16 protein-coding genes and 2 riboswitches are annotated in these 14,938 nt (G+C 37.6%); all 16 genes read right to left on the bottom strand.

Annotation, left to right across the window (positions count from 1 at the left end; all coding sequences use genetic code 11):
• Nucleotides 1–16 precede the first annotated feature (16 nt).
• Nucleotides 17–478 (bottom strand): chemotaxis protein CheW, encoded by a 462-nt coding sequence (locus LD272_RS13520; RefSeq protein WP_226037136.1) that lies wholly within the window; start codon nt 476–478, stop codon nt 17–19.
• Between the two features lie 14 nt (nt 479–492).
• Entirely contained in the window at nt 493–2,475 is a 1,983-nt protein-coding gene (locus LD272_RS13515) for a chemotaxis protein CheA (RefSeq protein WP_226037135.1), read from the bottom strand.
• 26 nt (nt 2,476–2,501) lie between these two features.
• On the bottom strand, nt 2,502–2,969 hold the full coding sequence (locus tag LD272_RS13510; RefSeq protein WP_369413982.1) for a chemotaxis protein CheX: 468 nt from the start codon (nt 2,967–2,969) through the stop codon (nt 2,502–2,504).
• A gap of 140 nt (nt 2,970–3,109) precedes the next feature.
• Nucleotides 3,110–3,205: riboswitch (cyclic di-GMP riboswitch) on the bottom strand.
• A gap of 122 nt (nt 3,206–3,327) precedes the next feature.
• Nucleotides 3,328–4,077, bottom strand: coding sequence for a flagellar motor protein MotB (motB, locus tag LD272_RS13505; RefSeq protein WP_226037133.1), 750 nt, complete (start codon nt 4,075–4,077; stop codon nt 3,328–3,330).
• Nucleotides 4,070–4,867, bottom strand: coding sequence for a flagellar motor stator protein MotA (gene motA / locus LD272_RS13500; RefSeq protein WP_226037132.1), 798 nt, complete (start codon nt 4,865–4,867; stop codon nt 4,070–4,072). Before motA ends, motB begins: the two co-directional genes overlap by 8 nt.
• A gap of 187 nt (nt 4,868–5,054) precedes the next feature.
• A riboswitch (cyclic di-GMP riboswitch) is annotated at nt 5,055–5,152 on the bottom strand.
• Nucleotides 5,153–6,142: 990 nt separating this feature from the next.
• Nucleotides 6,143–7,396, bottom strand: a complete 1,254-nt coding sequence (locus tag LD272_RS13495; protein WP_226037131.1) for a flagellin N-terminal helical domain-containing protein — start codon at nt 7,394–7,396, stop codon at nt 6,143–6,145.
• Nucleotides 7,397–7,523: 127 nt separating this feature from the next.
• The gene (gene csrA, locus LD272_RS13490) at nt 7,524–7,754 is read right to left on the bottom strand and encodes a carbon storage regulator CsrA (protein WP_226037130.1); all 231 of its coding nucleotides are present in this window, start codon (nt 7,752–7,754) and stop codon (nt 7,524–7,526) included.
• 2 nt (nt 7,755–7,756) lie between these two features.
• A complete protein-coding gene (gene fliW / locus LD272_RS13485) occupies nt 7,757–8,209 on the bottom strand; it encodes a flagellar assembly protein FliW (protein ID WP_226037129.1) in 453 nt (150 codons plus the stop codon).
• Nucleotides 8,210–8,223: 14 nt separating this feature from the next.
• On the bottom strand, nt 8,224–8,814 hold the full coding sequence (locus tag LD272_RS13480; protein WP_226037128.1) for a DUF6470 family protein: 591 nt from the start codon (nt 8,812–8,814) through the stop codon (nt 8,224–8,226).
• A gap of 73 nt (nt 8,815–8,887) precedes the next feature.
• Nucleotides 8,888–9,775, bottom strand: a complete 888-nt coding sequence (flgL, locus tag LD272_RS13475; protein ID WP_226037127.1) for a flagellar hook-associated protein FlgL — start codon at nt 9,773–9,775, stop codon at nt 8,888–8,890.
• 10 nt (nt 9,776–9,785) lie between these two features.
• A complete protein-coding gene (gene flgK / locus LD272_RS13470) occupies nt 9,786–11,333 on the bottom strand; it encodes a flagellar hook-associated protein FlgK (protein WP_226037126.1) in 1,548 nt (515 codons plus the stop codon).
• Nucleotides 11,334–11,353: 20 nt separating this feature from the next.
• Nucleotides 11,354–11,851 carry a flagellar protein FlgN gene (locus LD272_RS13465; protein ID WP_226037125.1) on the bottom strand — a complete coding sequence of 166 codons (498 nt, stop codon included), beginning with the start codon at nt 11,849–11,851 and terminating at the stop codon, nt 11,354–11,356.
• Between the two features lie 12 nt (nt 11,852–11,863).
• Nucleotides 11,864–12,127 (bottom strand): flagellar biosynthesis anti-sigma factor FlgM, encoded by a 264-nt coding sequence (gene flgM, locus LD272_RS13460; RefSeq protein WP_226037124.1) that lies wholly within the window; start codon nt 12,125–12,127, stop codon nt 11,864–11,866.
• A 71-nt stretch (nt 12,128–12,198) separates the two neighbouring features.
• A complete protein-coding gene (locus LD272_RS13455; protein WP_226037123.1) occupies nt 12,199–12,630 on the bottom strand; it encodes a TIGR03826 family flagellar region protein in 432 nt (143 codons plus the stop codon).
• 160 nt (nt 12,631–12,790) lie between these two features.
• Nucleotides 12,791–13,468 carry a ComF family protein gene (locus tag LD272_RS13450; protein ID WP_226037122.1) on the bottom strand — a complete coding sequence of 226 codons (678 nt, stop codon included), beginning with the start codon at nt 13,466–13,468 and terminating at the stop codon, nt 12,791–12,793.
• Nucleotides 13,468–14,931, bottom strand: coding sequence for an ATP-dependent helicase ComFA (locus tag LD272_RS13445; RefSeq protein WP_226037121.1), 1,464 nt, complete (start codon nt 14,929–14,931; stop codon nt 13,468–13,470). The genes LD272_RS13450 and LD272_RS13445 overlap by 1 nt, the downstream gene beginning before the upstream one ends.
• Nucleotides 14,932–14,938 lie beyond the last annotated feature (7 nt).

Genomic DNA, 14,938 nt, shown 5'->3' with positions numbered 1-14,938 from the left:
CTCTCCTTCTTTCACGTTAGTCCTCAACGACTTCCTCAATCTTTTTGATTTCATCCATATTTAAGACACATTCTAGGTTTAATAAAATCAATAGTTTATCTTCTAATTTAGCAACACCTGTTATATAGTCTTCCGTAACCCCACCAATCATTTCAGGTGGCGCATCAATAATAGAAGAGTCAATATCTATCACATCTGTTGCGGCATCGACAATTAGTCCTACTTGAATGGTATTTATGTTTATTATCAGAACACGGGTGTCATCTGTGTACTCTGTTTCGCCAATATGTAGTCGTTCCTTTAAATCTATAATCGGTGTAATCTCACCGCGGAGATTAATGACTCCTTTAATAAAATCAACCGTTTGAGGAACCTCCGTCACGTTCTGCAAGCGTTCGATTGATCGTACTTGTTGAATGTTGACACCATATTGATTATTCTTTAGTTGAAAAACAATCACTTTTACTAAAGTTTCCATGGATATAACCTCCTTTACTTAACTAATGCATTGGAATCAATGATTAATGAAACGCGTCCGTCGCCTAATATCGTTGCACCGGATATGCCCTTTACATCTTGCAACAATTCTCCTAATGACTTTAAGACGACTTCTTTTTGCCCAATAAAGGAATCGACTATTAATCCAGTCATTTTTTCTCCTTTTTTTACAATCACTACCGCTGTATTTCCTTGTTCCGTACTTTTTTGATAACTTGGAACCTGAAACACTTCGGCTAAAGAAAGAATCGGTATTACTTTTCCTCTAAAATCCATGACTGGCTGCTGTTGCATATTCATGATTTGTTCTGGCTTTAAAAGTACAGTTTCCTCGATAGAAGAAAGGGGAATTGCATAGGTTTCATCGACTACTTTGACAAGTAAAGTTGCAAGAATGGACAAGGTTAACGGCAACTGAATTGAAAATTTACTTCCTCGTCCTTTTTCCGATTCAACAAAAATATGTCCACCTAGCGATTCAATTTTACTTCTTACTACATCTAATCCCACTCCTCTTCCGGAGACATCAGAAACTTGATCAGCGGTACTAAAGCCTGAAGCAAATATCAAATCGTTAATTTCTTCATTCGTTAACTTCTCCGAACATTCTTCGGTAACCAGTTCATTGGCAATGGCCTTTTCAATTACTTTTTCACGATTAATGCCGGCACCATTATCTTCTATTTCGATTATCACATGATTCCCACTATGAAATGCGCGTAATTCTAGTGTTCCGGTCTTTTCTTTGCCTTGTTGCACCCGTTTCTCAGGCGATTCTATCCCGTGGTCCATCGAATTACGAATTAAGTGGACAAGTGGGTCGCCAATTTCATCGACAACTGTTCGATCTAATTCGGTATCCGCACCACTAATTTTCAGTTCAATTTCTTTGTTAAGGTCCTTGGCAAGACCTCGTACCATACGTGGAAATCGATTGAATACTTGTTCGACTGGTACCATCCGCATCGTTAACATCATGCCTTGCATATCCTGTGATACTCTCGACATATGTTCAACGGTCTCGATTAATTCCTGGTCCCCGACCTTTTTCGAAAGGTCTTCTAACCTTCCACGGTCGATGACCATCTCTTCGAACAAATTCATCAGGTGATCAATTCGTTCAATGTTGACACGAATCGTTTTCGAAGCTGCACTTTTACTTTTCGATTGAGGTTTTTCCTCATGAACCTTAGAATCTTCGGTACTAGCTTCAATGACCGTCACTTCTTCTTTTTGGATCTGATCTAAGCTAAATACTTTGACACTATATACCTCAGAAACTTGTTTAACCCGTTTTTCGATAATAAATTCATTTTCTTTAGATAGAAGAATCAGTGAAAACGACTGTTCGAATTTTTCCTCTTCCAGTTCTTCCACAGAAGGAACGGCTTTGATTACTTCCCCCAATTCTTCCAAAGCCTCAAAAATCATATAGACACGGGCTGCTTTTAACATACAGTCTTCATTTAATTGAATCGTTAGTTGAAATGCCTGATACCCTTGGTCTTTTGATTGGGAAATAATAGTCGACTGATATTGATCTAAATTCATATCTACCGAAACTTCCTTGTCGATGTTATCTACTTTTTGTGAGGCAGTTCCTTTCTCGATTCGTTCTAGCTGAGATACAAGATGGGAAACATCCTTTTTCCCTTCTCCACCTTCACTAATTTCGCTAACCATCTCTTCCAAGGATTCAATCGCTTCAAAAGTGATATCAATAACTGCTGTTGTAACAGCTAATTCATTCCTACGAATTAAATCAAGCACATTCTCCATTTGGTGTGTTAACGATGCAATATCCTCGAATCCCATCGTTGCAGCCATTCCTTTTAAGGTATGGGCGGAACGAAAAATTTCATTTACCAAATCCAACTGATTTGGATTTTTTTCTAATTTCAATATATTGTCATTGACTGCTTGTAAATGTTCTCGACTTTCATCAAGGAATATCTCCTTGTACTGATCTGTGTCCATGTAAAAACCTCCTCCCTAAATCACTATCAATCTAACAACAGATAAATATTCATTGTTCCAGCACTCTCAAAAGATACCGGCAAAAGAAGTGCTTTTTTGTAACCTCTTAGCGTTGTTTTTCCTTCTAGGATAGTTGGGGAAGTGATGTCCGTGCCAAGTCCTTGTTCAATTATATTCGTAGACATTCCACCAGCGATCATATTGCCTAATTCTCCGCTAAAAGAGGAGAGCATCTCACCTTCTAAAGGCATACCAAACATTTTGTGGCCAATATATCCAAAGACAGCAGGATCTCCATTCAAAATCATTTTCCCTTTAATATCTCCGGTGATCCCGATCAATACCCCAAATTCAATTTTTAATGACTGTTCCGATATTTGAGGCTTATCTAAGTTTAGTTCTAATGGAATAACATTCTTTATCGATGTAATTGTCCCATTTAACAAGTTGGTGACATTTTGACTTCTCTCTTCTGTTGTTAACAAATAATTCACTACTCCTTTTTATTAAAGATCAATATAAGCATTTTATTTATATTAATTTGATAAAGATTTAAAAAATCCCAGTAAAAATGGCTATCCTCAAATTTACAGGGATAGCCATTTAGATTAAATAAATTAATAATAAATCTAGGTTTGGTAGCATGGCAATCATGATAAGGAATAAAACACCTTACTTTAGACCCAACGCTTTGCGTCCTACTCTTTAGAATAGTTTGCCTTTTTCATTTAATTTTAAGTTATCTGAGTCTATAGTCTCAGTTCATATTTTATATAATATCCCAATATATACCTAGTTTCAATAGTTTTCGACAAATAATTAAAAATATTCCAATTTTAGACACAAATACACCTAGTTAGTTTCACTCGTCTTGATATCATAGTTTGGAAGAATAAGCACTTCTACGCGTCTATTTTTAGCTCTATTCTTCTCATTGTTATTTGGTGCAATGGGGTTATGTTCTCCGAATCCTTTTGCGCTGAATCGTTGGGGCTCTAATTTATCGTTATTTAATAATAAACGCATGAAATTTACTGCTCGCATCACACTTAAATCCCAATTAGAGGAAAACTCACTAGTGTGAATAGGAATATTATCTGTATGTCCACTTACGACAATCTGATGGGGTGGGTCAGTATATAGAAACTTTGAAACTTCATTTGCAATTTCTCTTCCTTCCCCTTTTACCTTTGCACTACTTGAATCAAAAAACACATTATTCTCAATAGAAATTAATAGTCCCTCATCTGTTAACTTTGTTCCTAATTCTTCAGTCAGTTTGTTTTTTTGAATATATGTATTAATATCTTGTTGAAGATCCTCCAACTGATTAAGTTCTTCTTTACTTTTATCTACACTTTCTTCTTCGGTTGACTGTTCAGCTTCCTCTACAGGACTATTACTCTGTTCCATGATTCCGTCTCCACCACTAAACTCACTATTAAAAACTCGAGAAAGCTCTTGATACTTAGTAGCGTCAATCTCACTCATAGCAAATAACACGATAAATAAAGCTAATAGAAGCGTTAATATATCGGCGTATGGAATTAACCAGGATTCATCGATATGGTCATCTTCATGTTTTTTTCTTTTTCTAACCATTATCTCCCACCTCTTGTTGCTGCTGATTTAATTTATGCAGTTCAGAAGGAGAAAGGTAAGAACTCAATTTATCTTTAACAACCATAGGTGATTCACCATTGGCCACAGACAAAATACCTTCAATCATAACGTATTTTATTTGGACCTCCATTTTAGATTTTTCTTTTAACTTATTAGCAAAAGGGTGCCACAACACATAACCAGTAAAAATACCAAATAAAGTAGCGATAAAGGCAGCCGAAATGGAATGCCCTAAAGCGTCTATATCTTCCATATTTCCAAGCGCAGCAACCAGCCCAACCACGGCACCTAGTACGCCTAACGTTGGAGCATATGTACCTGCTTGGGTAAATACTCTAGCGCCTCTTTGGTGTCTTTGTTCCATTGCATCGACTTTTTCAATCAAAACATCTCGGATAAAATCAGACGTTTGTCCATCAACAGCCAATTCGATACCAGACTTTAGAAATGTATCATCAATATCATTTAATTTTGTTTCTAATGCCAAAATACCCTCTTTTCGAACGAGTTCTGACCAATTAGTAAATAGATCAATAACTGCTTTCAAATCTTGGTTTTTCTCTTCTGTAAATATGATTTTAAATAATGTCGGGATTTTTTTTACTGTGCTGATAGGAAAAGCTATCAGCACAGTAGCTGCTGTTCCAAAGAAAATAATAAGCATTGCTGCAGGGTTGAATAAAGCAGCTAAGCTTACCCCTTTCATAACCATTCCTGCACCGATTGCAATAAAACCTAAAAGCAATCCAATAACTGATGTTTTATCCATGTTTACACCTCATCTTTTTTATTTTCTGGCTGTTTCGTTCAATCAACATGATAAGTTTGTAGATTTTACTTAATAAACTTAATTTCGGTTGATCGTATAACTTAATTCAAGATTAAAAAAGAACACAAAAAAACCATCCTCACATAATGGGGATAGCCAACTAGATTAAAGTAAATATAAATCCAAAATTGGTAGCCAGGCGATCAATAGTAAAAAGATAACGATTTCACCTTAGACCCTTGGGCTTTGCGTCCTATTCTTTCGAACAGTTTGCCTTTTTCATATATTATTATGATGTTTTATGATGTTTTATGATGTTTCATTAAATAATTAATGAGTCTTTTGGCACCTTTAGCTATTATATAGTATCGTAGTTTGTACCTATTTACAACAAATTTCGACAAATTAGTATGTAATTACTAAGTTTTATAAGAAAATAATCTATTAATATTCTATTTAATTCGGGAAATAATTTGGGAAGTGATAGGCGCTTTCAAAGGACCTGGGTACTTCGAATAATAACAAACTAACATCCTATAAGATTCATAGTCATACAATTCCCGTTAGACAGTAGTTCTCTGGTCGTTGAAACTTCTTCAAAGTTTCCTCATATGAGTTAGCTGCTGATTATCCATCTATCTTTCTCATTTTGAACCATCACGCTTGCCGTTTCCAGCTACGTTGTGGTTAAAGGAGTTTTAGAAAGCTCCAGCAATTCACCCAGTTATGCTCATATCCATTAATACATAGGACGCCCGGCCTACAGTTACTGCAGAAGTTGTAATGCTCCTTGTGGAAGCTGTTGGGCTTGAGTCAAACATTGCGTATAATACTTGACTCAAAATTCAATTATTAGCTTGTTCCATCATTTCTTTCGTCATCATGCGAATATTTCTTTCATAAATGACTAGATTATTTCTTCACCCTAGTTTCTTCAAATTTAACCAATATGTATGTACAGAGCTCATTTAATCTATTAATATTTCAGAAATTGTATTTTTACTTGAGCATGAATATTTTTCATCCCTTAATTTTTAATGAATTTCTTCATTATATTGATCTAATGTTCTTTCTATATATTCTTTGGCTCTATTAATAGTTGCAATTGTGCCCCCTGCTAAATGCTCTTCACTAGAATCACCGTAATGGTTCTATAATTCAACCTTTATTTTTTGCTCATTTCGTATATAAAATGTAAACTCTCTCAAAATAAAATGTCTCCTAATCAAAGAAAGAGACCCCAGGAAAAAACCAGAGTCTCTTCTAATGATTATATTATTGTAGTAATTGAAGCACGCCTTGCGGTAATTGGTTCGCTTGAGCCAACATTGCTTGTGATGCTTGTCCAAGAATTGAATTCTTAGTTTGTTCCATCATTTCTTTAGCCATGTCTACATCACGGATTCGAGATTCCGCAGCAGTTAGGTTTTCAGAAGATGTACCTAGGTTGTTAACAGTGTGATCTAATCGATTTTGAACAGCACCTAATTTAGAACGTTCAGCAGAAACTGTTTCAATTGCATTATTGATTGTAGTCATTGCAGAGTCAGCTGCTTTTTGACTAGAAACGTCAACCCCGCCTACTTCAAATTCTGCATCTGCAGTCAGCGCTGTATTTAGGGTGAAAAGTGCAGCGCCATCATTGCCTACAAATGTACCTGCAGTATCTGCGTCATTAGCTACTACATTACCATTACCATCTTTTAATTGACTATTAGCACTATCATAGGTATATGTGCCTGCTTCTAGACCTGTATTTGAGAATTGTGTTTCTGCAGTTGCTGTATTATCCTTAATTGTGATATTTCCTTCAGTGATTGCTTCATCAAACACAATCTCATCTACTGTATCAGGAAATGAACCCGCACCATTACCAGTCCAAGTAACACCACTATCAGCTGTAGCTGCTACAATAGTGCCAGATTCATCTAATAAATTAGCTCCATCAACGGTGTAAGTTCCATCAGCAGATCCATCTGTTATATTTGCTAGAGCTGTTGTTTGATCAAGTGTAATATCACCAGCCATACCTAGTTCAGAGCCTCTCATATCACTAATATTTAAAGAGATGTTTTGACCTTCGTTAGCTCCGATTTGGAATGTACCTTCAAAATTACCACTTAAAAGGTTTTGTGTATTGAATTCAGTAGTGTTACCGATACGAGAAAGTTCTTGAGATAACTGATCAACTTCTTTTTGAATTTCGCCACGATCACTTGTAGTATTGGTATCGTTGGCAGATTGAGTTGCAAGTTCACGCATACGTTGAAGGATATCATGTGTTTCATTAAGTGCACCCTCAGCAGTTTGAATTAATGAATTCGCATCTTGAGCATTACTTGTTGCTTGATCCAGACCACGAATTTGACCGCGCATTTTTTCTGAAATTGCAAGACCAGCTGCATCATCTTTCGCTCCATTAATACGAAGACCTGAAGATAATTTCTCCATTGAACTTTGTTGTGCATTTTGTGCTGCACCTAACTGTCGATGCGTGTTTAACGCTGCAATATTGTGATTAATTCTCATTTAATATTTCCTCCTTGAATTTTCGTTTTCCCACATCCTTGTGGTTTTTCACTAGATGTACTAAAGTCGGCCGCCTTTAGTACCATTTAGCTTTACAATTATAATATCGGAGGAATTTTGGAATTGTTTAATCTTTTTTTGTATTATTTTTTAATAAATGTAATAAATCTGTCGAAACCCCTGCTGCTTCGCTGTTTTGCTCCTGGATATCTATGTACACTTCCATCCGGTGGATGTCGATATTGTTTGGAGCGGTGATGCCTAATTTAATTTGGTCGCCATCTATCCCTAGCACTTTCACTTCTACATCATCGCCTATTTTAATTGCTTCATTTATCCGTCTAGTAAGTACTAACATGTTTAGTCCTCCTTCGCCTGCGAGATGACTTGTGGAGAAAAAATAGCTTCTTTAGTAGCATATTTCTTGTTATTGGTAATGTATTGTTTTCCAATCATTTCTTTCTGATTAATAACAACTGGCGCTTGTAAATTAACTGTACTAGTTTCAAACGGATCTCTTAGCGAAACTATTGATAATATCTGTACGTCTTTTTCGGATTGAATATCCAGTAATTCCATCGTGTTATCATCTATATCAAACTCATAGTCAGTGACAAATAAGAATGGATTAACCACGATAAAAGCTAGTTCTGATTCTACTGTTGATTGCAGGACTTGAAAGACAGGATTGTCTTCTAGAGGTAACAAAACAAACTCTTTCTCATCGATAAAACCTGGCACTCCTTGTGGGAACTTGATTACATCTTGATCATTCATGTTAATCTCACCAAAATATTTCGTATCTATTTGCATAGGTTCAACCCTTTCTATAGTGTCATTTCAAAATTTATTCCATGATGCTTTAGATTTACAAAATCTATCTCCAATTGATTCTTCTGTTGCAAACTCACGTCGACTGCACCAGGTTGATAGTTTGTTATTGGTTTTTGTGCTTGCGTATTAATGATTGGTTTTCTTGGTGTTACTCGTATATCAACTTGTGATGGCTGGTAATCAATTTTCACCGAACCAGCGGACGGAATCCAACCAATGTTGAATTGTTTAGGCGCACCCTGGCTATTTTGTTGTGCTTGTCTAGAGATAGGATTGCCGCCGTTTTCAATTTTCATTAGCTCAGCGCCTTGCCTGACTCTACGCGCCGTTCCTTGGTAAGCTGCCTGTTTACCATTTTGAGCAGCTTCGGCTATCCGCCTAGAAACAGATTTCAGGTCCATGTCTGCCCATGCTTGTGTTTGGTCAATCGATAATTTTGATGGGAGGCGATTTATTGAAAGCTCTGCTTTTGGCTGTTGAATTAACTGAGTCGCTTGAGGCTGCTGGATTGTTTGGGTTCCAGCAGTTTGATTGATTTGGATTTGTGCATTTTGTGATTGAATTCTTATTTGCGGCAGCTGCATCGATATTCCTCCTCATCATTTTCTTACCTAGCAAAAAGCTTGCCACAAACAATCGTGACAAGCGCTAAAATTATTATCTTAAGAAATCTAGCAATGTTGGTTGAATTACTCTTGAACCAGAACTTAGAGCTGCACGATGAACACTTTCTTGTGAGGTCAACTTAATGATAACCTCTTCCAAATTAGCATCTTCATTATTAGACATCATCCTAGTCGCCGAGATGCCCTGAGTTTCAAGTCGGTCTTCGATTAACTCTAATCTGTTCATTCTTGCACCTAAGTCCGCCCGTTCGTTAACAACATTATCAATATTTGCATCAATATCAGTTATAAAAGAATTTAACTCTTCATCGGCAGTACCTGATTTTAGTGCTGCTGAAAAAGCCTCAATATCGTTAAACAGTTGTTCTCCAAACACATTGGTCGGATTGATATTCGTTTGAAGTTTGGTTCCACTAGTTACTTCAATATTCACAGCTTGTTCATTTTCAGATACATTTGTAACGATACCGTCACCGTCAACAGTGACTGGTTTCTCAGTCGTGCTGGTACCATTAAAAATATACTTATCATTGACTTTTGTATTTGCAATCTCAACTAAATGATCTTTCAGTTGATCAACTTCTTCGGCGATATTTTTTCGTTGGCCATCTTCATATGTGCCGTTACTTGCTTGAACTGACAACTCACGAAGACGTTGCAGGGCTTGTGTTGCTTCATCTAAAGAAGCATCCGAGTTATCCATCCAGGTATGCACTTCATTAATATTTCGTTGATACTGTTCTACGTTTCCTACTTGCGAGCGGTAGTTCATACCTTTCATTGCAACAACTGGATCATCGGATGGTTTATTGATTTTTTTTCCTGTTGAAAGCTGGTCCATGTATTTATCTAGGTTATTGTAACTATTACTTAGATTACGCAACATATTGTTTGATAACATACTTTGTGTTACACGCATTGCTAGTCACCTACCTTCCTACTAATCCCATGTTATTAATGATTCGATCGAGCATTTCGTCTACCGTCGTCATATTACGCGCTGACGCATTATAGGCATGTTGGAATTTAATCATGTTAGTCATTTCCTCATCGAGTGATACAGCACTAACCGATGATCTGTTTTCTTCGACCTGCTGGCGGAGAACTCCAGCATTGTTAGCCATCCGTGATGCTTCTTGAGAAATAACTCCGATTTCACCAATCATTGATTCGTAATAGCTTTTGACCGATGTTTTATTCCCTAAGTCTACATCTTTATTGTTCATCGCTTCTGCTAGCAGTACAGCGTTTGAGCCATCCCCACTGTCGCCATTAGCACTTGCTGCGATTTTATCTTTATCATTTTTAATGTCGTCAGTAACTCCGATTGTTGCGGCTGCTCGTCCATCTGGATTAATTTCAAAAAAGTCATAACTCTCTTCATCGACTAAATTTGCACCACTGCGATGAATCTCATTAAACTCACTTACAAATGCTGAAGCCATTTCATCTAAACCATCTAGCATTTGATTATAAAACCCGCCAACCTCGGTATCACTAACAACGTACCCATTCATTTCAATTAATCCTTTTAATTCCCCGTTAGAACCAAATGAATTCCCGGTAACTGTTTGCGCATCAGCAACAGTGGCAGGGTCTTGCCCTTCATTTAATTCACTTGGATTGTAAAAAGTAAGGTTGTCGACATTATTATCATCATCATAGCTAACATGCAGATGGTTAACAGAGCCTTCCGCACCATCGACTAAGGTAATGCCATTTTCATCACCACTACCATTTAGGGTAATCGTTGCTTTTCCCATCGCAATCTCACTTGGTTGACCGCTACTTTTTTCATAAGTAACACTGACATCGGCAATCGTTGACAGTCTATCTACTAACCGATCACGTTCATCATATAAATCGTTTGGCACATGACCATGCGGTTCTATCTCACCAATTTGATTGTTTAAATTATTGATTTGATTGGTAATTGAATTTAGCTCTTTAGTGGTGACATCTGTTTGATTTTTCAAATCGCCACGGACTCCGTTAAGAGATTTTGATAAGTAGTTAAATGTTTCAGCTACTGCCATCCCCCGTTGACTTACAACTGAACGTGCACCAGAATCCTCTGGGTTTACCGATAGGTCCTGTAGCGCTTGCCAAAATTGGTCCATCGAGTTCGCTAATCCGGATTCTGATGGTTCATTCATGATTGATTCCATTTGATCCATCGCATTAGCCTTTGATTCATAATAGCCAACTTTACTGTTTTCGTTTCGAAATTGGACATCAAGAAATTTGTCCCGGATCCGTTCAATTGAGCCGGCCTGGACACCACTACCAATTTGCGAAGCAATTCTCTCTGTATTCCTCGAACCTGTTAACGTCGAAATCTGTTCAAAATTAACTCGTTGTCTTGAATAGCCTTCTGTATTTGCATTAGAAATATTATGTGATGTTGTATAAAGGGCAGCCTGTTGGGTACTAAGTGCTCTTTTTGCAACCTCTAAGCCATGAAATGTTGATGACACATCGTTACCTCCTTCTTACCTTAAGCCTTCGAATCAAAAACCGACCGCTTCGTTAGTTGATCTGCTTGTTTATCCTGTTTATTTCCGTAGTTTATACTTTTTATTGTTGGGGCGATCATATCCATTGATAGTTGGATAAACTGAAGGGATTGCTGTGTTAATTCTTTATTTAACTGTTCTTGTTGCTTTAACTGCACGATTGTTTCTGCAAGTGTCGTTGTAATTTGTTCTAATGATTCTTTCTCCGAACCATCTAGATGATTTTCCAACATGACAGAAACAGTCATTGCTGTTGGATCTAGTTGACGAGCTTCTGACCAGCTATTAATCATATCCATTCGTTTTTTTTCTAATTGATTAATAGCTTGAACATGTTTACGTTCTTGGGATAATAACTCCTGAAGTTGGTTAATATCCCCTGTTTTCAACGATTCTGTTTTACTAGTTGATATCGTTAAAAGACTCGCGTGCAACTGTGTCATTTTTGTTAATGCTTCGACAATTGCTTGAACGGACATTGGATGCCCTCCTTATTGGTTGTTCCAAAACTCTAACATTTTCTGAGATGTTTTCTTCGGATCAATGGTATAGTCACCAGATTGGACAGATTGCTTAATTTCATCCACATGTTTTTGTCGTAAAGCGTTCGGCTTATCTCCATCTTGTAACTTTTTCGCTTGATCAGATATTTGTAGCTGATCCTCATTTGTTGTTAGCTTTTTTATCTCTGCTTGTTTTTGTAATTGTTTTTGATATGGATTAAAATTAGAATGGTTCGGACCTTGGATTTTCAAGGTCGATCACCTCTTTCGTAGAAAATTCACGTTATACTCTACTATTTATATCGGACAAAAGCTCTTAATGTTTAATAATTATTTCTATTTTTGTGATAGGAAACATATGTATGTGATTCACTTTGTTCCTGTTGCTTATTTCTCGCTGACACCTGATCAATTTTCTCCTGAGTTTGTAAGTCGTTAACTAACTCAGATGAACAACTTCCACATAAAATTCCATCATTAATTCCTTTACCACACTTTTCACATGGATAGGTTAAATTTGGAAACTGCGACGCTCGGAGTCGTTTTTCTTTGACGAATTTCATAATTAGTTCCTCATCAACTTCTGTCGCTTCAACGATTTGAGCAATTGTCGCTTGTCTGTTCTTCCGTTGCTTAATAAAGTCATAAACTGTTCGAAATGCCTGCTCCTCTATTTTATAACAATCCTGACAAATATCGCGTATCCCTTGCACAAATAAAGCATTACAGTTTGGACAATTCGCAAGTTCACCCATAATTAGCCCTCCTAACCCTTTTTTCGTTTATTATAGCATAATCATATTCTAGTGAGGAGAAACAAAAGTACAGGCGTCGGAGCAGGACGTGGCACAATCCTATCATTAGTTATTCAGATGGCAACCAATTAATAGTTTCCTAAATAGGAACAAAAAAGTACTATCCCCTCGCAAGTGTAAACGAATAGACCTCAGGACAACCCGTATCTTTTAATAATCTAGCCGCATGGCGTAATGTTGTTCCAGTTGTATAAATATCGTCAATTAAAACTACTGGATTGGACACTTGTGCCAATACTTGAAAAGGATTTTCTGACTCAATTCTCTCACGTCTTGTTTTCTTGGACTGCTTTTCCCCATGGATTCGGGTTAACAGATGTTGATAAGGAGTTTCCAGTAACTGTGCTAATGATTCTGCTTGGTTAAACCCACGTTCTAACAGACGTTGCTCACTTAACGGAATTGGCACCACCACAACTTGTTTCTTGCCAAACGATTGGTTAAACAGATCCCGAAAATGATAGCTAAATACTTCTCGTAGTTGATAATCACCTCGGTACTTCCACTTAGTAATCATTTCTTGCAGTAAGCCATTATACGAATAGATCGACTTGTTAAAAGTGAGGACATTCTTCCATGCGGAATCATTTTCAAAGCGTCTGCAGTCGTTACAAATTCCCTGGTCAGTTACTCTACTACACGAAGAACACCTTTTGCCTGCTAATAATACAAGCCCACGCTCACAGTTGGAGCAAATTTTACGTGGTGGCTCCGGGAACAATAAATATTGCCACGTTACCTCCGGAATTATTTCCTGATCACACCACAAGCAATGCATTACAGCTTCCTCCCTCGCTGATTCATTTTTTTAATTGATTTAATTGCCTGTACGATTGCAGTTGTTTTCCCGTCATGATGAAAAATCACTTCCCCAGTTGGGTCGTTTGGACTCCTGCCAGCTCGTCCTGCTATTTGCACTAAAGCTGCTTCGTCAAAGACAACGTGACCTGCATCAATGACAACGACATCAACCGATGGAAACGTAACACCGCGTTCTAAGATTGTTGTCGTAATTAGAATCGAAAATTTTTTATCACGATACTGTTGAACCCTTTCTGCACGGTCTGGATCAGATGCATGAACATGGTGAATTGCATCGCCTTTGTCCAGATTCAGTGTATTCGCTAACTTAGCAACCATTTCTTCTGCTAATTTAATTGTCGGGACAAAAATTAGTAGCTGTCGCTGTCTATTGACTCGCTTGTGATACCAAGAGAAAAATGACTTGGGCGGGGAATAATTTTTCAGTGCGCTTTTCAAATCAAAATCCATTTGAAGTTTTGGAACAGGTAGAGGATAGCCGTGGAAACGAACGGGAACAAAAACAGCCTTTAACTTTTTCGCTTCAACTTTTTGTCGTTGCATTTTTCTCGGGGTAGCCGTTAAGTAAATCCTGGCAGCATCCTGTTTAGCAGCTCGATTAGCCGCGAAGGAAAGCGTTGGCTCAGCGTGGAAGGGAAAAGCATCTATTTCATCAATAATTACAACATCAAATGCATGAGCAAACCTAAATAATTGGTGTGTAGTTGACAGAACTAACTGGCCATTTCCATCCTTGTCTTCACTCCCCCCGTAGAGACCGGATATAATCGTACTAGGAAATGCAGTATGAAAACGGGGGAGAAGCTCCCTAACTACGTCTGTTCTTGGGGTTGCTAGACATACTCTTTTTCCTTGCTTAAGAGACTTACCAATTCCGTCAAACAACATTTCCGTTTTTCCAGCTCCACAAACGGCCCAAACTAGGAGCTCGTCATTGCCGCGCTTCATCGTCATAGCAATTCGTTCTGAAGCTTTTTTTTGATAACGTGACAATTCGCCTACCCATTGACACGCTTTTTCCTGCGCTTTCCAGACAGGTGTCGGACCAGTCCAATAATATAACGGCTGACAACTGGTGATTTGGCCCATTTCAATGCATCTCCGACAATAAACATGGGTCGTGCCACATCTAGCACAAGGGAAACTGGCAAACATTCGTTTCGTTTGGTTGCCACACCGTCGACAACGATGACCAAACAAATGCTTTTCAATTGCGGTTACTGCAGTAAAGTAATTTGCGGATAGTAAATGAGTAAAAGTGGATTGTTCTAGTGAGATTTCCGTTTGTAGTAGTAATTTACCAGCATACCTGTTTGGGTAGGATTCTTCTAGTTCATGCTTGGAGTTATTAACAACCTGAGGGATCCAGTCATAAGTAGGATTAAAAAAAGAATGAATCGAGGTAAATAAATTAGTCATATTAAGT

Source organism: Aquibacillus saliphilus (genome assembly GCF_020404745.1).
Taxonomy (GTDB): Bacteria; Bacillota; Bacilli; order Bacillales; family Amphibacillaceae; genus Aquibacillus; species Aquibacillus saliphilus.
Note: the sequence above shows the minus strand (reverse complement) of the source record. Positions and strands in the feature narration are given on the sequence as shown.